This window comes from Cobetia amphilecti (assembly GCF_020217465.1).
In the GTDB taxonomy this organism is placed as follows: domain Bacteria; phylum Pseudomonadota; class Gammaproteobacteria; order Pseudomonadales; family Halomonadaceae; genus Cobetia; species Cobetia amphilecti.
In genome coordinates, this window is record NZ_CP084115.1 from 3,529,685 (window position 1) to 3,553,085 (window position 23,401).

Annotated in this window: 21 protein-coding genes and 4 tRNA genes; 7 read left to right on the plus strand and 18 right to left on the minus strand. The window is 64.4% G+C overall.

Features of this window, described 5'->3' with window-relative positions; all coding sequences use genetic code 11:
• Positions 1-212: 212 nt before the first annotated feature.
• The 3 genes from aceF to ampD form a co-directional block, all read right to left on the minus strand.
• Entirely contained in the window at positions 213-2,246 is a 2,034-nt protein-coding gene (aceF, locus tag LCW13_RS14720; RefSeq protein ID WP_225347287.1) for a pyruvate dehydrogenase complex dihydrolipoyllysine-residue acetyltransferase, read from the minus strand.
• Positions 2,247-2,351: 105 nt separating this feature from the next.
• Positions 2,352-5,027, minus strand: coding sequence for a pyruvate dehydrogenase (acetyl-transferring), homodimeric type (gene aceE / locus LCW13_RS14725; RefSeq protein WP_043333779.1), 2,676 nt, complete (start codon positions 5,025-5,027; stop codon positions 2,352-2,354).
• Between the two features lie 448 nt (positions 5,028-5,475).
• Positions 5,476-6,087, minus strand: a complete 612-nt coding sequence (gene ampD / locus LCW13_RS14730) for a 1,6-anhydro-N-acetylmuramyl-L-alanine amidase AmpD (protein WP_052384569.1) — start codon at positions 6,085-6,087, stop codon at positions 5,476-5,478.
• 171 nt (positions 6,088-6,258) lie between these two features.
• Between ampD and nadC the strand changes: the two genes are divergently transcribed.
• From nadC to LCW13_RS14745, 3 genes are all read left to right on the plus strand, one after another.
• Entirely contained in the window at positions 6,259-7,122 is an 864-nt protein-coding gene (nadC, locus tag LCW13_RS14735) for a carboxylating nicotinate-nucleotide diphosphorylase (RefSeq protein ID WP_054556845.1), read from the plus strand.
• 110 nt (positions 7,123-7,232) lie between these two features.
• On the plus strand, positions 7,233-7,892 hold the full coding sequence (locus tag LCW13_RS14740; RefSeq protein WP_225347288.1) for a class I SAM-dependent methyltransferase: 660 nt from the start codon (positions 7,233-7,235) through the stop codon (positions 7,890-7,892).
• Between the two features lie 134 nt (positions 7,893-8,026).
• The gene (locus tag LCW13_RS14745) at positions 8,027-8,821 is read left to right on the plus strand and encodes an SDR family NAD(P)-dependent oxidoreductase (RefSeq protein WP_225347289.1); all 795 of its coding nucleotides are present in this window, start codon (positions 8,027-8,029) and stop codon (positions 8,819-8,821) included.
• A gap of 122 nt (positions 8,822-8,943) precedes the next feature.
• Here the strand turns inward: LCW13_RS14745 and LCW13_RS14750 are convergent, their stop codons facing one another.
• From LCW13_RS14750 to LCW13_RS14765, 4 genes are all read right to left on the minus strand, one after another.
• On the minus strand, positions 8,944-9,465 hold the full coding sequence (locus tag LCW13_RS14750) for a GNAT family N-acetyltransferase (protein WP_052384567.1): 522 nt from the start codon (positions 9,463-9,465) through the stop codon (positions 8,944-8,946).
• A 93-nt stretch (positions 9,466-9,558) separates the two neighbouring features.
• Positions 9,559-10,239, minus strand: a complete 681-nt coding sequence (gene mtnC / locus LCW13_RS14755; protein WP_043333776.1) for an acireductone synthase — start codon at positions 10,237-10,239, stop codon at positions 9,559-9,561.
• Positions 10,236-10,832: a 1,2-dihydroxy-3-keto-5-methylthiopentene dioxygenase gene (locus LCW13_RS14760; protein WP_052384566.1), complete on the minus strand. Its 597-nt coding sequence runs from the start codon at positions 10,830-10,832 to the stop codon at positions 10,236-10,238. Before LCW13_RS14760 ends, mtnC begins: the two co-directional genes overlap by 4 nt.
• Entirely contained in the window at positions 10,829-11,494 is a 666-nt protein-coding gene (locus LCW13_RS14765) for a methylthioribulose 1-phosphate dehydratase (RefSeq protein ID WP_225347290.1), read from the minus strand. Before LCW13_RS14765 ends, LCW13_RS14760 begins: the two co-directional genes overlap by 4 nt.
• Positions 11,495-11,853: 359 nt before the next feature.
• Between LCW13_RS14765 and tsaA the strand changes: the two genes are divergently transcribed.
• Positions 11,854-12,594, plus strand: a complete 741-nt coding sequence (tsaA, locus tag LCW13_RS14770) for a tRNA (N6-threonylcarbamoyladenosine(37)-N6)-methyltransferase TrmO (RefSeq protein ID WP_225348175.1) — start codon at positions 11,854-11,856, stop codon at positions 12,592-12,594.
• A 187-nt stretch (positions 12,595-12,781) separates the two neighbouring features.
• Positions 12,782-13,360 (plus strand): NADPH-dependent FMN reductase, encoded by a 579-nt coding sequence (locus tag LCW13_RS14775; RefSeq protein WP_225347291.1) that lies wholly within the window; start codon positions 12,782-12,784, stop codon positions 13,358-13,360.
• A 161-nt stretch (positions 13,361-13,521) separates the two neighbouring features.
• Here LCW13_RS14775 and purC read toward each other — a convergent pair whose 3' ends face one another.
• From purC to dapA, 4 genes are all read right to left on the minus strand, one after another.
• The gene (purC, locus tag LCW13_RS14780; protein ID WP_225347292.1) at positions 13,522-14,238 is read right to left on the minus strand and encodes a phosphoribosylaminoimidazolesuccinocarboxamide synthase; all 717 of its coding nucleotides are present in this window, start codon (positions 14,236-14,238) and stop codon (positions 13,522-13,524) included.
• Positions 14,239-14,432: 194 nt separating this feature from the next.
• Complete coding sequence (locus LCW13_RS14785) at positions 14,433-15,215, minus strand: MBL fold metallo-hydrolase (RefSeq protein WP_043333823.1); 783 nt, start codon at positions 15,213-15,215, stop codon at positions 14,433-14,435.
• 155 nt (positions 15,216-15,370) lie between these two features.
• Entirely contained in the window at positions 15,371-16,309 is a 939-nt protein-coding gene (locus LCW13_RS14790) for a hypothetical protein (protein ID WP_054556839.1), read from the minus strand.
• Positions 16,309-17,193 (minus strand): 4-hydroxy-tetrahydrodipicolinate synthase, encoded by an 885-nt coding sequence (gene dapA / locus LCW13_RS14795; RefSeq protein WP_043336386.1) that lies wholly within the window; start codon positions 17,191-17,193, stop codon positions 16,309-16,311. Before dapA ends, LCW13_RS14790 begins: the two co-directional genes overlap by 1 nt.
• Positions 17,194-17,640: 447 nt before the next feature.
• Here dapA and LCW13_RS14800 point away from each other — a divergent pair, with 447 nt between their 5' ends.
• A complete protein-coding gene (locus tag LCW13_RS14800) occupies positions 17,641-18,117 on the plus strand; it encodes a peroxiredoxin (protein WP_225347293.1) in 477 nt (158 codons plus the stop codon).
• A gap of 134 nt (positions 18,118-18,251) precedes the next feature.
• On the opposite strand, the gene LCW13_RS14805 is transcribed toward LCW13_RS14800, so the two are convergent.
• Both LCW13_RS14805 and LCW13_RS14810 read right to left on the minus strand, forming a co-directional pair.
• On the minus strand, positions 18,252-19,343 hold the full coding sequence (locus LCW13_RS14805; RefSeq protein WP_043336373.1) for an AI-2E family transporter: 1,092 nt from the start codon (positions 19,341-19,343) through the stop codon (positions 18,252-18,254).
• Positions 19,340-19,606, minus strand: a complete 267-nt coding sequence (locus tag LCW13_RS14810) for a sulfurtransferase TusA family protein (RefSeq protein ID WP_043336423.1) — start codon at positions 19,604-19,606, stop codon at positions 19,340-19,342. Before LCW13_RS14810 ends, LCW13_RS14805 begins: the two co-directional genes overlap by 4 nt.
• Before the next feature lie 255 nt (positions 19,607-19,861).
• Between LCW13_RS14810 and LCW13_RS14815 the strand changes: the two genes are divergently transcribed.
• On the plus strand, positions 19,862-21,364 hold the full coding sequence (locus tag LCW13_RS14815) for a M48 family metalloprotease (RefSeq protein ID WP_225347294.1): 1,503 nt from the start codon (positions 19,862-19,864) through the stop codon (positions 21,362-21,364).
• A 108-nt stretch (positions 21,365-21,472) separates the two neighbouring features.
• Here the strand turns inward: LCW13_RS14815 and nadA are convergent, their stop codons facing one another.
• From nadA to LCW13_RS14840, 5 genes are all read right to left on the minus strand, one after another.
• On the minus strand, positions 21,473-22,531 hold the full coding sequence (nadA, locus tag LCW13_RS14820) for a quinolinate synthase NadA (protein WP_043336416.1): 1,059 nt from the start codon (positions 22,529-22,531) through the stop codon (positions 21,473-21,475).
• A gap of 317 nt (positions 22,532-22,848) precedes the next feature.
• Positions 22,849-22,923: transfer RNA gene (locus tag LCW13_RS14825), tRNA-Lys, on the minus strand.
• A 16-nt stretch (positions 22,924-22,939) separates the two neighbouring features.
• A tRNA-Lys gene (locus tag LCW13_RS14830) sits at positions 22,940-23,014 on the minus strand.
• Between the two features lie 16 nt (positions 23,015-23,030).
• Positions 23,031-23,105: transfer RNA gene (locus LCW13_RS14835), tRNA-Lys, on the minus strand.
• Between the two features lie 36 nt (positions 23,106-23,141).
• Positions 23,142-23,216, minus strand: a tRNA-Lys gene (locus LCW13_RS14840).
• Between the last annotated feature and the right edge of the window lie 185 nt (positions 23,217-23,401).

Sequence of the window (23,401 nt, forward strand, 5' to 3'; positions counted from 1 at the left end):
CTTCCCGGGTCGTGCCAGCACGATGCGGCAGATCGCGGCAGGTTGGCGTGAAGCATCGCATGTTGTGCAGGGCAGCAACAGCGGTCGCCGCCCTGCCACGCCAACGGACATGCACAAAAAAACGGCCTCCCGAAGGAGGCCGTTCTGTCAGCGAGAAGCGCCTTCACCTTCCAGGAAGGTCACGGCACCCGCGCTTCATGCCACAGGCATCATCAGAGCAGCATGCGACGCACGTCGGTCAGCACCTGAGCCAGATACGCCGTGAAGCGAGCTGCATCCGCCCCGTTCACCGCACGGTGATCGTAGGACAGTGACAGCGGCATCATCAGACGCGGCTGGAAGGCAGCGCCGTCCCACACCGGCTTCATCTGCGCCTTGGAGACGCCCAGGATGGCGACTTCCGGCGTGTTGACGATCGGTGTGAAGGCAGTGCCGCCAATGGAGCCAAGGCTCGAGATGGTGAAGCAACCACCGGTCATCTCTTCGCGCTTGAGCTTCTTGGTCTGCGCCTTCTTGGCCAGTTCCACGGACTCCTTGGCCAGGTCCAGCAGGCTCTTCTGATCCGCATTGCGGATCACCGGCACCATCAGGCCGTCCGGCGTATCCACCGCGATACCGATGTGCACGTACTTCTTGTGCACCAGGGTCTCGCCGTCGGCCTTGAGGCTGACGTTGAACTGCGGATACTTGGCCAGCGCGTGAGCCGCCGCCTTGATCATGAACGGCAGCGGCGTGAGCTTGGCACCTGCCGCTTCCGCCTCAGCCTTCATGGACTTGCGGAAAGCCTCGAGCTCGGTGATATCGGCTTCATCGAACTGGGTCACGTGCGGGACGTTGAGCCAGCTGCGATGCAGGTTAGTGGCACCGGCCTTCATCAGGCGGCCCATCTTCTTCTCTTCGATCTCACCGAACTGGCTGAAGTCCTGATCCGGCACCTGCGGGATACCGGCACCGCCGGTGGCCTGCGCGGCAGGGGCTGCCGGTGCGGACTTGGCCTTCTGCATCATCTGCTTGACGTAGGCCTGGACATCTTCCTTCACCACACGGCCCTTCGGACCGCTGCCGGAGACGTCCGCCAGATCGACACCGAACTCACGTGCCAGCAGGCGAACCGCAGGCCCTGCGTGGACCTTGGCACCCTTGCTCGGCTTGTGAGCGGCCATCTGGGCTTCCGGACTCGGTGCACCGGCCGGTGTCGGAGCCGGCTTCTGCTCGCTCTTCTCCGCCTTGGGAGCAGCCGGCGCTTCGGACTTGGCAGCCTTCGGCGCAGGCGCGGCACCCGCGACCTCGATGTAACCGATCAGGTCACCCTCGGAGACGGTGTCACCTTCCTTGACGGAAAGCTCCACCACCTTGCCCTTGTAGGGGCTCGGGATGTCCATGGTCGCCTTGTCGGACTCGAGTGTGATCAGCGCGTCTTCCTCGCTGACCTCGTCACCGACGGCCACGGCCATCTCGATGATCGGCACGCTGTCGCTGCCGGAGAGATCCGGGACACGCAATTCCTTGCGCTCCGGCTCACCGGAGGCCGGCGCTTCTTCAGCAGCCGGTGCCTCGGAAGACGTGTCTTCAGAGGTGGACTCGGAGGAAGAAGCCTGCTCGGCCGGCGCGGAATCAGACGCGCTGTCACCGCCTTCACCGGCGATTTCCATCTGACCGATGACATCACCGGAAGCGACGCTGTCGCCTTCCTTGACGGTCAGCTTGACGATCTTGCCCTTGTGCGGGCTCGGGACGTCCATGCTGGCCTTGTCGGATTCCAGCGTGATCAGCGCATCTTCGGCGTCGACTTCGTCGCCTTCGGAGACGGCCATCTCGATGATCGGCACGGCTTCGGAGTCGCCCAGGTCCGGCACGACGATGTCGACGGTCTGGGTACCACCGGAAGCGGCCTTCGGTGCAGAAGCGTCTTCCTTCGGCGCTTGCTGCTCAGAGGCTTCCTGCTTGGGAGCCTCTTCCTTCGGCGCTTCCTGCTCGTCAGAAGCGTCAGAGGAGGTGTCACCACCGCCTTCGGCTTCCAGCTCCAGGATATCGTCGCCTTCGGAGACGGTGTCGCCTTCCTTGACGAGAATCTTCACCACCTTGCCGCCCTTCGGTGCCGGCACATCCATGCTGGCCTTGTCGGACTCAAGAGTGATCATGGTGTCTTCGGCGGAAATGACATCTCCCACCGCCACCGCTATCTCGATGATCTCGACATCGGAACTACCGCCAATGTCGGGAACCTTGATGATTTCGCTGCTCAAGATCGTGCTCCTTCCAAAACGTGCACGGGGAGCGACACCCGAATCACCTGCGCATCATCATGATGTCGAGGAGGGAGTGCCGCTCGCCTGTTCCGCGATCTCCGCTCAGACGTTCAGCGGATTCGGCTTGTTGGGGTCGATGCCGTAGGTCTTGATCGCTTCCGCGACCACCTTGCGGTCGATCTCACCACGATCCGCCAGCGCCTTCAGGGCCTGGACGGTGACGAAGTTGCGGTCGACTTCGAAGAAGTGACGCAGCTTCTCGCGGGTATCGGAACGACCGAAACCGTCGGTACCGAGCACGTGATAGTCAGCCGGCACCCAGGCACGAACCTGATCAGCAAACAGCTTCATGTAGTCAGTGGCAGCCACGACCGGGCCGTCACGTCCTTCCAGACACTGAGTGATGTGCGGCTTGGCCGGGGTCTCTTCCGGCTTGAGGAAGGCCTGACGATCCAGTTCCAGCGCTTCGCGACGTAGCTCGTTGAAGCTGGTGACGCTCCAGATATCGGCGTCGACACCGTAGTCCTGCTTGAGCATCTCGGCGGCTGCCTCGACTTCACGCAGGATGGTGCCGGAACCCAGCAGCTGAACGCGTGCCTTGCCGTCCTTGCCGCCTTCCTTGAGCAGGTACATCCCCTTGATGATGTCCTCTGCGGGCACCGTCTCAAGTGCTGGCTGCTCGTAGTTCTCGTTCATCACCGCCAGGTAGTAGAAGACCGGCTCGTGCTGCTCGAACATGCGCTTCATGCCGTCCTGCACGATGACCGCCACTTCGTGAGCGTAGGTCGGGTCGTAGGTACGGCAGTTCGGGATGGTCGAGGCCAGGATATGGCTGTGGCCATCCTGGTGCTGCAGACCTTCGCCGTTCAGGGTGGTACGACCGGCAGTACCGCCGACCAGGAAGCCACGCGCCTGCAGGTCGCCTGCGGCCCACGCCAGATCACCGATGCGCTGGAAGCCGAACATCGAGTAGTAGACGTAGAACGGCATCAGCGGCAGGTTGTGGTTGGCGTAGGACGTTGCCGCCGCCACCCACGCAGACATGGCGCCTGCTTCGGAGATACCTTCCTCGAGGACCTGACCTTTCTGGTCCTCGCGGTAATACATGATCTGACCCTTGTCGACCGGCTCATACTTCTGGCCTGCCGCGGTGTAGATACCCAGCTGACGGAACATGCCTTCCATGCCGAAGGTACGCGCTTCGTCAGGAATGATCGGCACGACACGCTCGCCGAGGGTCTTGTGCTTGACCAGACCGTTGAGCACGCGCACGAAGGCCATGGTGGTGGACACTTCGCGGCCGTTGGAACCCTTGAGCTGGGACGCGAAGATCTTGTCGTCCAGCGGCGGGATTTCCAGCGTTTCATACTCGGTGCGACGCTGCGGCAGGTAGCCGTTCAGACGTTCACGCATGAGGTGCATGTACTTCATTTCCGGGCTGTCGTCCGCCGGCTTGTAGTACGGCACTTCCTCGAGCTGCTCGTCGGTCAGCGGGATACCGAAGCGATCGCGGAATGTCTTCAGCGCTTCGTGTTCCATGGTCTTGACCTGGTGGGCTTCGTTGGCCGCTTCGCCATCGCCCATGCCCATGCCGTAACCCTTGACGGTGTGCGCCAGGATGACGGTCGGACGACCATTGGCGTTGTTGACCGCCTCGTGATACGCCGCGTAGACCTTGTACGGGTCGTGGCCACCACGGTTCAGACGCCAGATATCGTCGTCTGACATGTCCTTGACCAGATCGGCCGTCTCCGGGTACTTGCCGAAGAAGTGCTCACGCGTGTATGCGCCGCCATTGGCCTTGTAGTTCTGGTAGTCGCCGTCGACCGCTTCGTCCATGCGCTTCTGCAGGATGCCTTTCTTGTCCTGTTCGAAGAGCGGATCCCAGAAGCGACCCCAGGTGACCTTGAGCACGTTCCAGTCGGCACCACGGAAGACACCTTCCAGCTCGTCCATGATGCGGCCGTTGCCGCGCACCGGACCGTCAAGACGCTGCAGGTTGCAGTTGATGACGAAGATCAGGTTGTCGAGATTCTCGCGGCCAGCCAGCGAGATGGCACCCAGGGATTCCGGCTCGTCACACTCGCCGTCACCCATGAAGCACCACACCTTGCGGTCGTACATGGACTTCAACTCACGCGAGTTGAGGTACTTCATGACGTGCGCCTGATAGATCGCCTGGATCGGGCCCAGACCCATGGAGACGGTCGGGAACTGCCAGTAATCCGGCATCAGCCACGGGTGCGGATAGGAAGACAGGCCGTTGCCGTCGACTTCCTGACGGAAGCTGTCCATCTGCTCCTGGCTGAGACGACCTTCCAGGAAGGAACGGGCGTAGATGCCCGGCGCCACGTGACCCTGGATGTAGAGCAGATCGCCTTCGAAATCTCCTTCCGGTGCACGGAAGAAGTGGTTGAAACCTACGTCGTAAAGCGTCGCACTGGACATGAAGCTCGAGATGTGACCGCCCAGGCCCTTGTGGGCACGGTTGTTGCGGATCACCTGAGCGATGGCGTTGTAACGGATAAGCGAACGGATACGACGCTCCATGAACAGGTCGCCCGGCATGCGCGCTTCGCGGTGCACGGGGATACTGTTGCGATGGGGCGTGGTCACCGAGAAGGGCACCTGATGGCCATCACGACGCAGGCGGTCGGCCAGGCGTGACATCAGGTACTGGGCACGATCCTCACCCTCACGATCCAGAACCGATTCCAGGGAGTCCAACCATTCCGTGGTTTCGATCGGATCGAGATCTTCTCTTGCCTCCAGACTCATAGACGTCTCTCCGAGTGAAGAAATTTTTTGTCAAACGTTTCGACGAACAGCGATATCGAAACCAGTGGCGCTCTTCAGTGTGGGCACGACCTTCTGAGTGGGTCGCATCTCCGATAGACCTGTCGTGACCGGGTCTTGCCGGCCGTCAATCTCGACGCGCATCCTGCGCCAAAGCAGGGCACAAGATGCAGTCATTTGGCGTGAAAGATACCGCAAACACCCCCGCGTGCCAATTCAGGGCAGCAAGACTCACCGGGCAGGTGCAATGCTTGGCTGCCCCGCGGCAGCACTGGCCTCATGCGCCTTGCGGTCGGGACTCATACGCTAGACTGAGCCGCCCTCGATAGCCGTGATGTAGTAAAACTACCAACGCGCCCCGCCACTGGGCGTTTCCTGCCTGGAGACGCCACATAATGCTGCAACGCACCATCGCGAGGCACCTGCGACCTTAGTCCTGAATGTCGTCCAGCAGGCGATCGAAGTAAGCCCAATCGAAGGCGGGGCCAGGATCCGTCTTGCGCAACGGCGCAATCCGCGCATGCGAGGTGATGCGCTCGCGCGTCAGCGCGGGATAGCTCGCCATCAGGCCGGCCACGGTGCGTGCCAGGGTGCGATATTGGACATCGCGATAGGGGTGCACCTCATCGCCCTCGAGCTCGATGCCGATGGTGAAGTCATTGAGCTCGACGCGTTCACGCTGACCGTCATGCCAGCGCGAGCGACCGGCGTGCCAGGCTCGACGATCGAAGGGCACGAACTGCACCAGGCGACCATCGCGCTGGATCAGCACATGCGCCGAGACGCGCAGCTGATGGATATCGGCAAAGTAAGGGTGGGCGCCAGGGTCGAGCTGATTGGTGAACAGCTGCTCGATGGCCGGGCCACCGAAGCGTCCGGGCGGCAGGCTGATGGAATGCAGCACCAGCGCCGAGACTTCTCCCTCGGGACGAGCATTGTGATTGGGAGACGGCACCTGACGGGCGCTCTCCAGCCAGTGCTCGGGGGTGACCGCCAGACGCGTCAGGTGGCCCGACCGCGGGGAAGAGGACAAGGGGGGCATCGAAGACTCCAGACGGGAAGGTCGTCGCACGCGGGGACTGACCGCTCGCGTGGCTTTTCCTATAATGGCGCACATTATGGCATGCTCGGTAGCCACGGGTCTGTGCCACTGCCCCGGCACACGCACAGACCCCGGCTCCGGCAGCACTCTTCGTACAAGGATCAGACGCGCATGAACTTCCACGACGCCCTCGCCGAGGATATCCGTACCAGCGCCGCCCGCCTGCTCGCCGAGGATGTCGGCGGTGGCGATATCACCGCCGAATTGATTCCGGAGCGCCAGTGGGCCAAGGCGCGCGTGATCAGTCGCGAACCGGCCATCCTGTGCGGTGTGCCCTGGGTCGATGAGCTGTTTCGTCGCCTCGATCCGCGCGTCAGCCTCAAGTGGCTGGCCAGCGACGGTGATCGCCTCGAGGCCGACGCGCCCTTCCTGGAGCTGGAAGGCCCGGCACGCTCGCTGCTGACCGGCGAGCGCGCGGCGCTCAACCTGCTGCAGACGCTCTCCGGCACCGCGACCCGCGCCAGCCACTATGCCTCGCTGGTCGAGGGCAGTGGCGTGCGCCTGCTCGATACCCGCAAGACCCTGCCGGGCATGCGTGTCGCCCAGAAGTACGCCGTCAGCTGCGGCGGTGGCCACAATCATCGCATCGGCCTCTATGACGCCTTCCTGATCAAGGAAAACCATATCGCCGCCTGTGGCAGCATCGCGGCGGCGGTACGTGAGGCGCGCGACATCGCCTCCGACGTCACCTGTGAAGTGGAAGTCGAGAATTTCGAGGAGCTGGCCCAGGCGCTGGATGCCGGTGCCGACGTCATCATGCTCGACAACTTCGACAACGATCAGCTCATCGAGGCCGTGGCGCGCAACAAGGCGCATGCCAAGCCGGCCGTGCTGGAAGCCTCTGGCAACGTCAGCGAGGCGACCCTGCCGGGTATCGCCGCCACCGGCGTGGATTGCATCTCGATCGGCGCACTGACCAAGGACGTGACCTCCATCGACCTGTCGATGCGCATCTACACTGTCGAGACCCGCTAGCCAACGACAGGGGAATGCCTTCCTGCTGGCCAGCTCCTGTCCTGCAGAGGTCGCCGCTGACGCCGGCCCATCTGTCACGACACATTGCCATGCCGCCAGGGAGGCGCCCCATGTCCCCGCCATCTCCTCATCAGCATCCGCCTGAAGCCTCCAAGGCATCAGGCGGATGCTGGCAGACGCGCCGCTGGAGTCTCTACGCGCCGATCTATGACCGTGTGGCCGCTCGCATCCTGCGCTCCGCGCGGCGCGATGCCATCGCGACCCTCGATATCCAGGCGGGCACCCGCGTGCTGCTGCTCGGCGGTGGCACCGGGCTCGACCTGCCCTTCCTACCCCGCGACATCGAACTCGAGGTGATCGACGCCTCCCCCGCCATGCTGCGCCGCTGTCGCGAGCGCGCCGAGACGCTGGGCTTCGATGCCAACGTCAAGCCGGGCGACGCCATGGCGCTCGACTTCCCCGATGGCTATTTCGATGTCGTCATCGCCCACCTGATCATCGCCGTGGTGCCCGAGCCCCAGCGCGCCTTCGATGAAGCGCTGCGCGTTCTGGCCAGCGATGGCGAGCTGTCGTTGCTCGACAAGGGCCTGCGCGGCAATCGCCCGGCTGGACGGCTGCGTCGTCTGCTCAATCCACTGGCCCGGCTGGTGGCGACCAACCTCAATGTGCCGCTGGACAACCTGCTGGAGGGCCATGCGGTGCAGCGACTCGAGGACCGCGACCTCGGCCCCGGCGGGGCGTTGCGCCACATGCATCTGCGCAAGATCTGACCTGCACCGCCGCTCCCCCTTGCATTGCGCGTTAGGCATCGCCACGCAATGAGCACACCCGGATGACGAAAGCGACACGGCTCGAGGCACCTGCCTGGGCTCTCGTCGCCGTCGCTCCCTGCAAGGAGGTTTGCATGCAGATTGATCTACGCGGCCGCAGCGCCATCATCAGTGGTTCCACTGCCGGTATCGGCTTCGCCATCGCCAACGGGCTTGCCCGCGCAGGCGCCAGCGTCACCTTGACCGGCCGCACCCAGGCGCGTGTCGATGAGGCCGTCACCAGCCTCAGAGACAAGGCGCCCGGCAGCGAGGTACAGGGCGTGGCCGCGGACCTGGGCACACGCGAAGGCTGCGACACGCTGATTCACGCCGTGCCGGACACTGACATCCTGATCAACAATGTCGGCATCTTCGCCCCGCAGGATTTCTTCGACACCGACGACGACACCTGGGAGCAGTTCTTCCAGGTCAACGTGATGTCGGCGGTACGCCTGTCCCGCCACTATGCGCGCGGCATGAAGGAGCGCGACTGGGGCCGCATCCAGTTCCTGTCCAGCGAATCGGCGCTCAACATCCCCAGCGAGATGGTCCACTACGGCATGACCAAGTCGGCGGTGCAGTCCGTCTCGCGCGGGCTCGCCAAGGTGCTGTCCGGCACCCGCGTGACGGTCAACGCCATCCTGCCCGGGCCGACCCGCTCCGAGGGCGTGCTCGAGATGCTCAAGCAGAATGCCGAGGAGCAAGGCAAGGCACTTGAGGAGGTCGAGGCCGACTTCGTCAAGCAGGCCCGTCCGACCTCCATCCTGCAGCGCCTGGCAAGCCCCGAGGAAGTCGCCAACATGAGTGTCTACGCTGCCTCCGAGCAGGCCAGCGCCACCACCGGCGCCGCACTGCGCGTGGAAGGCGGCATCGTCGACACCATGGCCTGATCGATCTGATCACGCGGCATGACTGACACCATGCCAGACGCGACACCATGCCAGACACAAGACGCCCCCGCCGGATGACCGGCGGGGGCGTCTTCATTTCCGATATCACCGTGACGCACTCGTCACTCGTCGAGGCGTTTCTCGAAGCGCTCGCGCTTGAGGCAGATGCCATCGCGCTTGACGTGCTCAAGCCCCAGGCTATGCCAGCCACGGCGGGCCAGGCCCGGCGACAGCGTCAGGCTGGCTTCCAGACTCATCACGCGCACCTTGCGCTCGCGCAGGTCGCGCTCGGCCGCCGCCAGCAACTGGCTGCCGATGCCCTGCCCCATCAGACTCGGATAGACGTAAAGCATCTCGATGCGCGCCAGCGGCCATTCGGGGGCGTACTCGCAGAAGCCGATGCAGCGGCCATCACGCTCCGCCACCAGCACCTCGAAGCGATGCTGACGCGCGGCCCAGCGTTCGGCGTCGCGCGGGACACGCGCGGCCCACTGCTGTCGCTGCGCCAGATCATAATGACCGGCAGCGCCCTGCATGACGGCCTGGTAGAACACCTCGGCCTGGTCCGCGGCATGCTGCGGCTGCGCCGCCACGATATGAACACGCTCCCTGGCCACTTCACGGCTATCGGTCTGGCTGTGCAATCGTTCGTCCTCCTTGTGTCCTCGAACGAGGACGATGTATTCATGGAAAACCTGACAGGCTCACGGCTGACACCTGTCACTGAAGCGTCCTGTTCAGCCGCTGAAGGACACCTCATCGAAGCGGCTGGCCCGGGGGTGATCTCCCGTGACCATGTCCGGCTCCCGCACCAGCTGCCAGGTATGGAAGCCGGCGGCAGCGGCGGCGTCCAGCTCGGCGACGACATCCGACAGGAACAGGATCTCCGCGCCCGGAATGCCCAGCTGACCGGCGATGCGGCGATAGCTCTCGGCTTCCTGCTTGGGGCCCGTGGTGGTGTCGAAGTAGCCGGCAAACAGCGGAGTCAGATCGCCGACATCGGAATGCCCGAACAGCAGCTTCTGGGCCTGGATGGAGCCTGAAGAGTAGACATACAAGGACAGTCCGCGTTCCTTCCAGTCACGCAATCCCTTCACGGCATCGGGGTAGACATGGCCGGTGAAGTCACCGTCCGCGTAGCCCTGTGCCCAGACCATGCCCTGCAGTGCCTTGAGCGGCGTGGCCTTGCGGTCGGCGTCGATCCAGCCTTCCAGAATGGCGATCACGGCCTCGAGATCGGCCGCGGGCGCCTCGGCCAGCTCGCGGGTGGCGGCCAGCTGCTCGGCGACGTCCTCACGCTCGGCATTGGCGCGCACGAAATCGCCCAGGTTGGCGCGCGCATAGGGGAACAGCACCTGATGCACGAAGCGAATCGAGCCGGTCGTGCCCTCGATGTCGGTGACGATGGCGCGAATCATGCGGACTCCTGGGAATGCGGGGCTGCGGTCTGAGTAAAGTGCTCGGCCAGCGCTTCATGACGCGGGAAGCGGGCAGCGATGTCATTGTCGGTGAAGTTGGCGATCCAGCCTTCCGGATTGGTGAACAGGCGGATGGCGGTGAAGTCCGGCGTCGGCCCCATGTCGAACCAGTGCGGCGTGCCGGCCGGTACGGCGATCAGGTCATCCTTCTCGCAACCGACCGCCAGCACGCGCTCGCCCAGATGCAGGTAGAAGATGCCGCTGCCGCGCACGAAGAAGCGCACCTCATGCTCCGCGTGGCGGTGCTCATCGAGGAACTTGCCGCGCAGGGCGTCGCGGTCCGGATGATCCGGCGTCAGGCCGATCACGTCGGCGGTGACGAAGCCGTTCTCGGACTTGAGACGCGCGACATCGTCGGCGTAGGCCGCCAGCACCTGGGTCTGGTCGGTGGGATCACTCATCTCGCAGCCCGCCGTCCAGCGCTCGAAGCGAATGCCTTCGGCCTCGAGTTCGCTGGCGATCTGCGCGCCATCATTGGTGATCAACTGCGGACGCGAGGCGTCCTGCTCGGCGTAGATGGCCAGAAAGCTCATCGCTGTCTCCTCAGTTCCAGTTCACAACCCATCAGGAAATCGAGCGCTTCGACATGGCGGCGACAGGCCGTCATGCTGCTGGCCCAGGTGTAGAGGCCATGGCCGCGGATCAGGTAGCCGTGCAGACCGGCATCGGCGGCCAGGCGGGCGCGTACGTCCAGCGCCAGCGCCTCGATATCCTGAGTATTGTCGAAGACGGCCAGACGTACCGCCGTCTCATGACTCTTGACGCCTTCCAGCGCCTTGTTGAGCTCGAAACCCTCCAGGCTCAGGGTGTCGTCCTCATGGCACAGCGACAGCACGGTGGCGGCCCTGGAGTGGGTATGCAGAATCGCCTGTGCGTGGGGCAGGTCTTCGTAGAGCTGGCCATGCAGGCGCGCCTCGTCAGAGGCCTTGCGGGAAGTGCCCTGCAGCCTGACGGCAAAATCGCTGACCAGAATGTCGCCACTGGTCAGGCGGCCCTTGTGGCAGCCCGAGGCGGTGACCGCCATCAGGCGATCACTGAGACGACTGGAGAAGTTGCCACCGGTGGCCGGTACCTGCCCGGCAGCGTCCAGCGCCTGGCCGGCCTCGATCAACTGTTGGCTCGCCAGTGCAAGGCGGTCGAGGTCCAGTGTCGACGGCAGGCTGTCGACAGCAGCAATGGCGATAGGGTCTGACATGATCAAAGTTGCCCTCAAGAGTCGCGCGGGGCATTCACGCCCCGTCGCCAGCATCACGATTCAGCGCCACGCGGCGCTGCTCTCGCGGCAGACTACACAAGCCGACCCAGTGAGACCAGTCATGCCGTGCGACGACGGGCATGGCATCATGGCGGCCTGGAATGTCACACGACATTCTGCGCCATCATCACTTCAGCCTCTGCCACGGTCTTGCCATGTCCTCTTCCGATCAGCCCGCCAGCCCCCACCCGACCGCCGACACGGCCGAGCGCCCGATGAACGATGCCGCACTGGCCAGGCGCCTGCCGCTGCTGCCCCCTCATCTGCGTGAGCAGGCCGCGGCGCTGGGACAACAGGCCATGCAGCCGGTGGGCATCATCGAAAGCTGCTACCCGGACAAGTTCGGCATTCCCCGCCAGCCGGGGCTGGCGCGCCACGCCACCGCCATCCTGCACCTGCTGCCGCCCTTCGATGACCCGGACTGCGTGCGCGACATCGAGGGCTTCAGCCATCTGTGGATCCACTTCCTGTTCCACGCCAGCCCCACACGCTGGACGCCCTTGATCCGCCCGCCGCGCCTGGGAGGCAACGCGCGCACCGGTGTCTTCGCCTCGCGCAGCACCCACCGCCCCAACCGACTGGGGCAGTCGGTGGTCGAACTGGCAGGCGTCGAGACGGCGGCCAACGCCACGCCGGATGGCGGGCAGTCGGGCAAGCGCAACGGCGTGCGCCTGCTGCTGCGCGGCCATGACCTGCTCGATGGCACGCCGGTGATGGACATCAAGCCGTATCTGCCGTGGGTCGATGCCGTGCCCGAGGCGCGTGCCGGCTATGCGCCTGCGCCACCGCCGCGCCACGCCGTTGTCTTCAGCGCAGAGGCCGAGCAGACACTGGCGACCCGGGCCGACAGCGCCACGCTGCGCGCACTGATCGAGGAAGTGCTCGCCCAGGACCCGCGCCCCGCCTATCACGCCACCAGGCCCGCCGATGGCAAGCGCCAGTATGGCGTACGGCTGGTGGACGTGGATGTGCGCTTCACGGGCCGCACGCAACCCGATGGCTCCTTGACGATGGAGGTCGCGGCCATCGTGGCCGTCTGATCAAACCCCTGCGCGAGCCAGGGCAGCGCCTTTTCCAGTGGGGGTCAACGCCGTGCATGAAGCGGATCGAAGGATTGCGCGCGCCAGATCAAGACAATGCCAGATTGGATTGGCAAACCGTCACGAGACCTGACCATACTGGGCGTGCGTTCCTTCATCTCCACTCGTTTCACCGGGAGTCCGCCGCATGAGTATCCGTCTGCTTGCCTTTGCCGCCAGTACCCGCAAGGCCTCCGTCAATCGACGCCTGATCGAGCGCCTGGCACACCACGCCCGGCAGGAAGGTGCCGAGGTCAGTCTGCTCGATCTCAACGACTTCCCGATGCCGCTCTACGATGGCGACAGCGAAGAGGCCAATGGCCGTCCCGCCAGCGCCGACCGCCTGCAGGAGATGCTGGCCAGCCATCAGGGGCTGCTGCTGGCGACGCCGGAATACAACGGCTTCTTCAGCCCGCTGCTCAAGAACACCTTCGACTGGCTGTCACGCCCGGCGGCGGATGGCCAGAGCGGCATGGACGCCCTGCGCGGCATGCCGGTCGGCATCGTTTCGGCCTCACCAGGTGCCATGGGCGGCATGCGGGCGTTGCCCTTCGTGCGCCTGTACCTGAACAATCTCGGCATGCTGGTCGCGCCACAGCAGATCGCGGTCTCGCGTGCCGCCAGCGCCTTCCACGAGGATGGCAGCCTGGATGACGAAGGCCAGGACCACGCCCTCTCGGCTGTCGCCCGTCAGGTGATCGACCTGGCCAGCCTGCGCGCCTCCTGAAGCGCCACGCCTCTTTCCTCACAGCTACATTCCCGGCCAGACACATGGCGCCTGCCAAACAGGAACGGCCCCCTGCCACTGGCAGGGGGCCGTTCCTTGATGCGCTGTCAGTGACGTCAGAGCGTCAGTGCATCACCTCAGATTTAGCCCCAGATTCAAGCTCAGGCCGAGAAATCGATACCGATACGGCGACCGACTTCCTCGTAGGCTTCGATCACGCCGCCCAGGCCCTGACGGAAGCGGTCCTTGTCGAGCTTCTCGCGCGTCTCGGCATCCCACAGACGGCAGCCGTCCGGCGAGAATTCGTCACCCAGCACGACTTCACCATTGAAGACGCCGAACTCGAGCTTGTAGTCGACCAGCAGGATGCCGCCATCTAGGAACAGCTGTTTGAGGATGTCGTTGACCTGGAAGGTCAGTTCCTTGGCGCGCGCCAGGTGCTTGGGCTCTGCCCAGCCGAAGGTCTCGACCAGCGACTCGTTGATCATCGGGTCGCCCTTCTCGTCGTTCTTGAGGAACAGCTCGAAAGTCGGCGGATTGAGCTCGATGCCTTCCTCGACACCCAGACGACGCACCAGTGAGCCGGCGGAGATGTTACGCACCACGCACTCCACTGCCATCATGTCGAGACGCTTGACCAGGCACTCGTTGTCGCTGACCAGACGCTCGAAGTGGGTCGGAATACCGGCCGCCTTGAGTTTCTCCATGATGAAGGCATTGAACTTGTTGTTGACCATGCCCTTGCGATCCAGCTGCTCGATGCGCTTGCCGTCGAAGGCGCTGGTATCGTCGCGGAATTCCAGCAGCAGAAGATCCGGGTCGTCAGTGACGAAGACGGATTTGGCCTTGCCAGCGTAGAGCTCTTCACGCTTTTCCATGAGATTCCCCCTGATGACGCTAGACGCGTCGAGTGTTGAGGCGGTCGACGATGAATCGATCACGCTTGAGTCTGTCACGCCCAGTCGAGAAGGACTGTGGCGTTGGTGTATGGCGTGATTCGAGAGCTGTCCATCTGGTCAGCTCATCCAGAATCACAAACGCCCGATCGCGAAGCGACCGGGCGTCATGAATATCAGGCGATGGCCTGCCAGCCAAAGCCGCTGTCCTGCGCGGCGATGATCAGGCGACTATCGTCATCCGCAAGCCAGGGGGCCAGTGCCTCCCGGGCCAATGACGGATGGTTGTTGCTCTCCGACAGGTGCGAGGCCACCAGCCGCTGCAGGCGCGCCAGCCCCAGATAGGGCAAGGCAGCACACGCCTGGGCATTGGCCAGGTGACCGAGCCGCCCCCCGACCCGCCGCTTGAGGCTGGGCGGATACGGCCCGCTGGCCAGCATCTGCGGATCGTGGTTGAACTCCATCACCAGCGCATCGCAATCGGCAAAGCACTGCAGCACATGCTCACTGACGTGGCCGAGATCGGTCAGCACGCCGAGGCGACGCGTGGCCGTCTCACCGCGCCGGTTGAACACGAACTGCACCGGCTCACGCGCATCATGGGGCACCGTGACCGGCAGAATCTCGAGATCCTTGATCGCGAACTCCTGCTGCGGCGTGATCAGATGCCGACTCGGCAGCGCGCCGAGCTTCTTGGCACGCCCGGCAAGCCAGGTGCCGGTGGTCAGATGCACCGGCACACCATGGCGACGCGCCAGCGGCCCCACGCCGCTCAGGTGATCACCATGTTCATGCGTGACCAGCACGGCGTCCAGCTGCGAGGGATGCACGCCGAGGCGCGCCAGGCGGGCCTCGGTCTCCTTGAGGGTGAAGCCGCAATCGACCAGCACCAGTGCCTCGCGGGTGCGGATCAGCGTGCCGTTGCCCTTGCTGCCGCTGCCCAGCGAAGCCATCGCCATCACGCCCTGGGCGTCGTCACTCGGCCCACGGGCGGCCGTCAGGCCAGCCGCCAGCGCCCCACTGCCTTCCACCGGGAGGGGGATCTGAAACGACGCAGCCGCCTCACCCGACGAGTCGTCAGATGAGGCGGCGCAAGGCGTGTCGAGCCACATGCTCAGCGCAGTGTCGACGCCACAGCGTCGAGCAGCTCACGCGCCAGTGCCGGCGTGGTCTCTTCACCATCGGCACGAGTCGCCGTGACCAGGGTGTGGTCATTCTCGGCGCGCAGCTTGAGTACCATCGGCACAGGGTCACCATCGCCGCCGATACCCAACCAGCCGCCATCACGCTCTTCACGCGGGATGTAATCGACCATGAACTCGCCACGCGAGCGGTCCTGATCGGTCAGCGTCTGGTAGTCGGTGTTGAAGTTCTTCTGCAGCTGATAGAGCAGCTCGGCCCAGCTGCGCTCGGTGTCCAGCGCCAGATCAACCTGCCAGGTGCCATCGCGGCCTTCCAGGCGCACGCGGTCATCACGGCTGAGCGACTGGGCCGCCAGCGAGACGCCGCTATCGGCGGAAGACGCGGCCAGATAGCCGCTCAGCGCGTTCAGGCAGCTGCCGGCGACATCGCCGCCCTGCTGACAACGCACTTCGGAGGCATCGGCACGCAGCCCCTGGCTGACGCTGATGATGCCCTGGGCCGTGGTGATCTCGCCCTTGCCGGCATCGATGCTCTGCACATCCAGGCCCTGGTCGCGCACGAAGGACTGCAGACGTGTCCATACCGCTGCCGGCGCGGCGTTCACGGCCAGCCAGCGGGCATCGCCACTCTGACGCATGGCGACGAATTCACGCCCGCCCTGCTCGCTGGTCGCCAGCGGCTGGGGACGCGGTGCCTCGAAGTCGTCGCTGGCCAGGAAGTCACTGCTGGCCTGCGGCACCGGCATGGAATCCTGGTAATCACCACGATTGATCGTGTCCGGCAGCTCCAGCGGCGGCGCGATGCTGGCATCGGCATACTCGCTGTTGCGATCGTAGTAGTAGCCATCACTGGAACAGCCTGCGACCGCGAGCGCCGTCAGCAGGGCCAGTGGCACGAAACGCTGACTCATCAGTTGAGCACCTCGGCCAGTTGCAGTGCTTCCTCGACCGTGGAGTGGTACTGCTCGGACAGCCAGGTCAGCGGCAGACGCACGCCGGATTCCGGCGACAGGCCCATGCGATGCATGGCGAACTTGACCGGGATCGGGTTGGACTCGACGCCCATCGCGGAGTGCAGCGGCATCAGGCGCGTGTTGATCTGGTGAGCGCGCTCGGCATCGCCGGCCACGGCGGCTTCACACATCTCGTGCATCAGGCGCGGCGCGACGTTGGCCGTCACGGAGATATCGCCGTGGCCGCCCATCAGGATGAAGTCGCAGGCCGTGGGGTCATCGCCGGAGTAGAGCGCGAAGTCAGTGCCCTTGAGGCGGTCGATCAGTTCCTGACCGCGCTCCAGGTTGCCGGTGGCATCCTTGAGGCCGACGATGTTGTCGAGCTCGGCGAGACGGAAGACCGTCTCGTTGTAGATATCGGAGCAGGTACGACCCGGCACGTTGTAGAGAATGACCGGGATACCGGCCTGCTCGGCGACGGCCTTGAAGTGCTGGTAGAGCCCTTCCTGGGTCGGCTTGTTGTAGTACGGCGCCACGGAGAGGCAGTAATCCGCACCGACTTCCTTGGCGTAGCGAGCCAGCTCGACCGCTTCGGAGGTGGCGTTGGCGCCCGTGCCGGCGATGACCGGAATCTTGCCGGCAACCGTCTCGACCACACAGCGGATGACATCGAAGTGCTCCGCGAAGGACATGGTGGTCGGTTCGCCGGTGGTGCCGGCGGCGACGATGGCATCGGTGCCATTTTCGAGGTGGAAGGCGACCAGCTGGCGCAGGGCGTCCCAGTCGATCTCGCCGGTGGCCTTCATCGGGGTCGCCAGTGCGACAATGCTACCTGTGATCATCCCTCGAATTCTCCTCTGGTGCCTGATGCGCCAGGCGTGTCCCTGCGCTGTTGAAACAACGGATCTCGGGGACAGACATCTGACATAAATTGGTTGACGCAGGACTCTGATTGCGTGGGCACGCCGACACGCGAGTCGCGTCAAGGGTGATGATGTTACAAAGACCATCGAAGCCTGTACAGACGCCATCTGCACCGGTTGTGCAAAGCGGTGGATTCCCTCGCCTGTCCGCGGGGCAGATGCACGGTGGATGGGCGCGATGGCGCCGGTCGCCAAGACGGTGAAACACAAGAGTTCTGCCCTGTCTTTGACAAGTCAGGACGCCCTGCGTGTAATGCAGGACACACCGCAGAAGCGGGCAAGCGCGATGCCCATCACTGCCGGTTTTTTTCATCATTCAGCACTGTCAGCCGCCACATGGCCGTCAGTCATCGCCAGGAGAGCACGATGAGCGTCAGCCTCGGTCAGCCAATTCCCGACTTTACCGCCCAGGCCACCAGTGACACCGAAGTCACTCCGGCCAGCCTCAAGGGCAAGCAAGCCGTCATCTATTTCTACCCGAAGGACCACACGCCGGGCTGCACCACCGAAGGCGGTGACTTCCGCGACAACCTCGAGGAATTCGAAGCGGCCAACACCGTGATTCTCGGCGTTTCCCGCGACAGCCTGCGCACCCACGAGAACTTCCGGGCAAAGCAGGGCTACCCGTTCGAGCTGATCAGCGACCCGGACGAGATCCTGTGCAAGATCTTTGACGTCATTCACATGAAGAAATTCATGGGCAAGGAAAGTCTCGGCGTGGTGCGCTCCACCTTCCTGATCGACGCCGATGGCAATCTGGCGCGCGAATGGCGTGGCGTGAAGGTCAAGGGCCATGTCGAGGAAGTGCTGGAAGCCGCCCGCGAGCTCAACGCTGACCGCTAGTCTCGAATGGCAGCAGCTCGAGTGGCAGTAGCCCGCGTGACAGCAGCTCGTGGAGAAACAGCTGAGCAGAGAGCGCCTGCGCGCCAGCCGCCTCAGCCATGACAAAGCCCCGCCGATTGGCGGGGCTTTTTCGGTCAGGCGCTCTTGTCCGCGACCCGATTCTCCTCGGCGCGCGCCCGGCGCGGCCAGGCGTAGAGCAGCGACTTCATCAGGGTCGCCAGCGGGATGGCGAAGAACACCCCCCAGAAACCCCAGATGCCGCCGAAGAACAGCACCGCGAGGATGATCGCCACCGGATGCAGATTGACCGCCTCCGAGAACAGCAGCGGCACCAGCACGTTGCCATCCAGCGCCTGGATGATGCCGTAGGCGATCATCACGTACATGAAGGTATCGCCCAGCCCGTAATGGAAACCGGCGACGGCGGCGACCGGCAAGGTTGCCCCTGCCGCGCCGATATAGGGAATCAGCACCGAGAAGCCGACCACGATCGCCAGCAGCGCCGAATACGGCAGCCCGAAGGCGACGAAGGTGACGTAGCTGACGCCGCCGACGATGACGATCTCGATCACCTTGCCGCGCACGAAGTTGGCGATCTGGTCATCCATCTCGTTCCAGACCCGGCTCATCAGCAGGCGCTTGCGTGGCAGCAGCGCCAGCGTGAAGTCCACCAACCGCTCGCGGTCCTTGAGCATGAAGAACACCAGGATCGGCACCAGCACCAGGTAGATCACCACGCCCATCAGGTTGCCCAGCGACGCCAGCGACAGCGATACCGCGCGCTGCCCGAACTGGGTCAGCTCTCGCCCGGCGGCGCCGACCCACTGCTGGACCTGCTCCGGCGTGATCAGGCCGGGGAAGCGCTCCTGCAACTCGCCCAGCCAGCGCTGCCCGGAGGCGAACATGCCGGGAATCTCCTGGATCAGGTTGGCCAGCTGATGCCAGACCAGCGGCAGCAGGATCAGCGCACTGGCCAGCATGATGCCCATGAACACCAGCGTCATCAGGCTGACCGCCGCCAGGCGCGGCAGGCCACGGCGCTCCATCCAGCTCACGCCGCTCTGCAGCAGGAAGGCGACGATCAGGGCGGTGAAGAACGGCGCCAGCATGCTGCCGAGCAGAATGACGGCGGCGAACACCAGCACCAGCACCAGAAACAGCACCACCGCTTCTTCGTCGGAGAAATAGCGCTCGATCCAGCCACGCAACAACGTCTTCATGGTCATGACGGATCTTCCTCGCACAGCGCCTTGATCACGAAGCGATAATCGCCCTCTGGCGTCTCTTCACGCGAGACCAGCGCGTGATCGCTCAGCGCCAGATAGGCAGGGATGTCGCCCCAGGCGCCGGCGTCGCTGGCGAGGACCTCGAGTTGCTCGCCGGCACTCATGCCAGCCAGTTTGAGCTTGGTGCGCAGCAGCGGCAACGGACAGTGCAGGCCGCGCGCATCCAGCGTCTGCAGGTGAGTATCGGCCGTGGAGTCAGCCATCGGATTCGCAGTCTCAGCGCCAGGTCGTTCGAATGCCATCTGCCCTTCCGTTCTCGTTATGATGTTCTGCCGCACGCCATGGAGGGTGCAGCTTGAAAACGCCCCGATTTAAGGGCACCTTGCCTGACAAAGCAACTTTCCGCCCTGCGCGGCTGCGTCTTGCCCGGACTCACGCAGGGCCGTCAACGCCAGTGCGGCGCCCGGCAATCGGGCGAGCCGACCGCACCTTGCGCCATATCGAAGAGGATTGCCTGCATGTCGTTGCTGCCCCCCTTGAGCGGACGCGTTCGCATCGGACGCCGCGGGCTTGCCACCCTGTCGAGCGCCCTGCTCGGCCTGTTGCTGATGGGCGCGCCGGTCGCCAGTGCGCCGGCCGCATCCCACAACGACTATGGACTGCCTGACCTGGGGAGTGCGAGTGGCGGCATCTCCAGCAACGATGAATATCGTATCGGTCGCGCCTGGCTGCGTCAGTTCCGCGCCCATGTGCGTGAATGGGATGATCCCATCACTCTGGACTGGATCGGTAGCATCGTGCGTCAACTGGCGCCGTGGAGCGAGCTGGATGACCGCAATTTCATCATCACGCTGGTCGCCAGCAGCCAGCTGAATGCCTTCGCCGTGCCCGGCGGCGTGGTCGGCGTCAATACGGGCCTGTTCGCCTTCGCGCCGGACCGCGACGCCTTCGCCTCGGTGCTCGCCCACGAACTGGGCCACCTCTCCCAGCATCACTTCGCGCGCAACATGGAGCGCCAGGCCGAGACACGCCTGCCGACGCTGGCCGGCTTCCTCGCCGGCATGGTGATCGCGGCGGGTGGAGGCGGTTCAGCGGGCATCGCGACCATGGCCGGCACCCAGGCCGCTGCCATTTCCGATCAGCTGGCCTATTCGCGTCGCTTCGAGCAGGAGGCCGACCGCGTCGGCATCGATGCACTGTCACGCGCCGGCTTCGACCCCGAAGCCATGCCGCGCATGTTCCGCGCCATGCAACGCATGGCCAGCCTGCAGGGCGGCAATGCACCGGAATTTCTGCTCACGCACCCGGTGACCGAGGCGCGTATCGGCGACACCCAGGCGCGTGCCGACGCCATGCAGAAGGTGACTCCCGACCCGCTCGCGCAGCTCGCCTACGCGATGATCCGTGCCCGCGCCTTGCTGGCGCTCAATCTGCGCCAGCCCGAGCAGGGGCTGACGACACTGCGCGAAGACAACCCCGGCCCCGACGCGATTGCCTACTATCAGGCGCTGGCCGCGGCGGAGCACAACCAGGTCGACAAGGCGCTGGCCGCGCTGGACCGCCTGCATGACAAGCATCCTGACCTGACCCTGATCAGCGCCAGTGCGGTCGAGGTCGCGCGGGATGCCCGGCGTTATGAGGAGGCGACCCGCCGCGCCAGACGCCTGCTGCGCCTGCAACCCGACTACCTGCCGACCCGACTGGCCATGGCGGAAGTCGCGCTGCAACAGGACCCCGCCGCCGCGCGCCAGCAGCTGGAGGATATGCGCCGCGACCATCCCGATGACCCCAAGGTCTGGAGCCTGGCCTCCGAAGCCAGTGGGCGCAGCGGCCACACCGCCGAGGCCTTCCTGTATCGCGCCGAATTCGACCAGCTGGAGGGCCGCATGGACAAGGCCTTCGCTCAGCTCAAGCTGGCCGACGAGGCCGCGCGCAAGAACGGCGACTTCAGCATGGCCAACCGTATCAGTTCACGCCGGGAAGACTTCAAGCGCTATCGCAACGCCATCGAGGAGTTCTGAGGCAGCCCCCGCTCGCAGCACCAGGCAAACAAAAACCGCCGCCCCGGGGAATCGGGAGCGGCGGCTTTGTTCATGCAGGCAGCAATCGGTGGCGATCAGCGTCAGCGCTCAGCCGCGATTGAATTCCAGCATCCGCGTCAACGGCTTCAGGGCGCGCTCACGCAGGTCATCATCGACGAAGACTTCCTCGGCATTGGCTTCCGCCGGATCGCGACGCAGCACGGCGGCCAGATTCTCCAGGCCGTTCATCGCCATCCACGGGCAGTGCGCACAGCTCTTGCAGGTCGCGCCATTGCCGGCAGTCGGCGCCTCGTACAGCTGCTTGTGCGGCGCGGCCTGCTGCATCTTGAAGAAGATGCCACGATCGGTCGCGACGATCAGCTGCTGATTGTCGAGCTCGACGGCAGCCTTGATCAGCTGCGAGGTGGAACCGACCACATCGGCCAGTTCAACCACCGACTGCGGTGATTCCGGGTGCACCAGCACCGCGGCGTCCGGGTAGACCTTGAGCAGGTCACTGATGCCCTGGGCGCGGAACTCGTCGTGGACGATGCAGGCACCGTCCCACAGCAGCATGTCGGCACCGGTCTGCTTCTGCACGTAGGCGCCCAGATGCTTGTCCGGCGCCCAGATCAGCTTCTCGCCCCGGGCGTGCAGGTGCTCGATGACATCGACGGCGATCGAGGAGGTCACCACCCAGTCGGCACGCGCCTTCACGGCCGCCGAGGTATTGGCGTACACCACCACGGTGCGGTCGGGATGAGCATCACAGAAGGCCGCGAACTCGTCTTCCGGGCAGCCGAGGTCCAGCGAGCAGGTCGCCTCCAGCGTCGGCATCAGCACACGCTTCTCCGGCGACAGGATCTTGGAAGTCTCGCCCATGAAGCGCACCCCGGCGACGATCAGTGTCGAGGCGTCATGGCGGGCACCGAAACGTGCCATCTCGAGCGAGTCGGCGACGCAGCCGCCGGTTTCCTCGGCCAGCTGCTGGATGGCGTCGTCACAGTAGTAATGCGCGACCAGTGCGGCATCACGCTCGATGAGCAGCTGCTTGATCTCGTCGATCAGCGCGGCATCCTCGGCGGCGGGGCGTGTCGGGCAGTAAGCGCGGGCCAGATGCTCGCGCACCTGCTCACGGACGGCATTGTGGGCCTCACGACCCGGCATGGCATTAGTCAGGCTGTTCATGTGTCTCTCACCTAGCCCACAGGGGCTCCCCCTGTGCTGAGTGGGTCAGGACTCGGCCCGGGCACGAACGGCCCGTGGCGGCCCTGCCAGCGCTGCAGCTGGGCTCCCCAGACTGCGGCGTGTGCCTTGGGCGTCTATCGCCCGCAGCGTCGTCCGCACTGGGCGGACATGAGCCTTGGCTCGCCCACAAGGATACGCCTGGCGCGATCGCGGCTCCAGTCGACTTGGGGGCAACGGACTCTTTCCTTTCGCGTAACAAAAATTGCCCCGCGCCAATGAAGGCACGGGGCAAGATCTGGTGGGTCGTGAGGGATTCGAACCTTCGACCAATTGGTTAAAAGCCAACTGCTCTACCACTGAGCTAACGACCCAAAACTGGGTGGCGGATGGTGGGTCGTGAGGGATTCGAACCTTCGACCAATTGGTTAAAAGCCAACTGCTCTACCACTGAGCTAACGACCCAAAACTGGGTGGCGGATGGTGGGTCGTGAGGGATTCGAACCTTCGACCAATTGGTTAAAAGCCAACTGCTCTACCACTGAGCTAACGACCCGCCGCCGGGTGCTTTGCAAGAGACCATTCCAGAGAATGGTGGGTCGTGAGGGATTCGAACCTTCGACCAATTGGTTAAAAGCCAACTGCTCTACCACTGAGCTAACGACCCTTGCGAAGCGGGACGTAAGATACCGCCGATCCCGTTTCGACGCAAGCCTTTTGCAAAAAAACTTCAAGTAAATGACCAGCTTGTCCGCTGGCACCTCGCGAAACGCCCGCGCCAGCGCGCGGCCAGCCCCTGTGCCAGATACACGCAAGCCCGCGATGGGCGCGGGCTTGCGGGTTACCACTTAG

Excerpts from the sequence above, each read along its gene's own strand:
- tsaA (WP_225348175.1), top strand. The coding sequence starts at position 11,854 with ATGCAGCCGGTGGGCATCATCGAAAGCTGCTACCCGGACAAGTTCGGC.
- LCW13_RS14800 (WP_225347293.1), top strand. The coding sequence starts at position 17,641 with ATGAGCGTCAGCCTCGGTCAGCCAATTCCCGACTTTACCGCCCAGGCC.
- nadC (WP_054556845.1), top strand. The coding sequence starts at position 6,259 with ATGAACTTCCACGACGCCCTCGCCGAGGATATCCGTACCAGCGCCGCC.
- LCW13_RS14805 (WP_043336373.1), bottom strand. The coding sequence starts at position 19,343 with ATGACCATGAAGACGTTGTTGCGTGGCTGGATCGAGCGCTATTTCTCC.
- aceE (WP_043333779.1), bottom strand. The coding sequence starts at position 5,027 with ATGAGTCTGGAGGCAAGAGAAGATCTCGATCCGATCGAAACCACGGAA.
- mtnC (WP_043333776.1), bottom strand. The coding sequence starts at position 10,239 with ATGATTCGCGCCATCGTCACCGACATCGAGGGCACGACCGGCTCGATT.
- LCW13_RS14740 (WP_225347288.1), top strand. The coding sequence starts at position 7,233 with ATGTCCCCGCCATCTCCTCATCAGCATCCGCCTGAAGCCTCCAAGGCA.
- LCW13_RS14745 (WP_225347289.1), top strand. The coding sequence starts at position 8,027 with ATGCAGATTGATCTACGCGGCCGCAGCGCCATCATCAGTGGTTCCACT.
- LCW13_RS14810 (WP_043336423.1), bottom strand. The coding sequence starts at position 19,606 with ATGGCTGACTCCACGGCCGATACTCACCTGCAGACGCTGGATGCGCGC.
- LCW13_RS14765 (WP_225347290.1), bottom strand. The coding sequence starts at position 11,494 with ATGTCAGACCCTATCGCCATTGCTGCTGTCGACAGCCTGCCGTCGACA.
- ampD (WP_052384569.1), bottom strand. The coding sequence starts at position 6,087 with ATGCCCCCCTTGTCCTCTTCCCCGCGGTCGGGCCACCTGACGCGTCTG.
- LCW13_RS14760 (WP_052384566.1), bottom strand. The coding sequence starts at position 10,832 with ATGAGCTTTCTGGCCATCTACGCCGAGCAGGACGCCTCGCGTCCGCAG.
- LCW13_RS14815 (WP_225347294.1), top strand. The coding sequence starts at position 19,862 with ATGTCGTTGCTGCCCCCCTTGAGCGGACGCGTTCGCATCGGACGCCGC.
- dapA (WP_043336386.1), bottom strand. The coding sequence starts at position 17,193 with ATGATCACAGGTAGCATTGTCGCACTGGCGACCCCGATGAAGGCCACC.
- LCW13_RS14790 (WP_054556839.1), bottom strand. The coding sequence starts at position 16,309 with ATGAGTCAGCGTTTCGTGCCACTGGCCCTGCTGACGGCGCTCGCGGTC.
- purC (WP_225347292.1), bottom strand. The coding sequence starts at position 14,238 with ATGGAAAAGCGTGAAGAGCTCTACGCTGGCAAGGCCAAATCCGTCTTC.
- LCW13_RS14785 (WP_043333823.1), bottom strand. The coding sequence starts at position 15,215 with ATGGCGATGGCTTCGCTGGGCAGCGGCAGCAAGGGCAACGGCACGCTG.
- LCW13_RS14775 (WP_225347291.1), top strand. The coding sequence starts at position 12,782 with ATGAGTATCCGTCTGCTTGCCTTTGCCGCCAGTACCCGCAAGGCCTCC.
- nadA (WP_043336416.1), bottom strand. The coding sequence starts at position 22,531 with ATGCCGGGTCGTGAGGCCCACAATGCCGTCCGTGAGCAGGTGCGCGAG.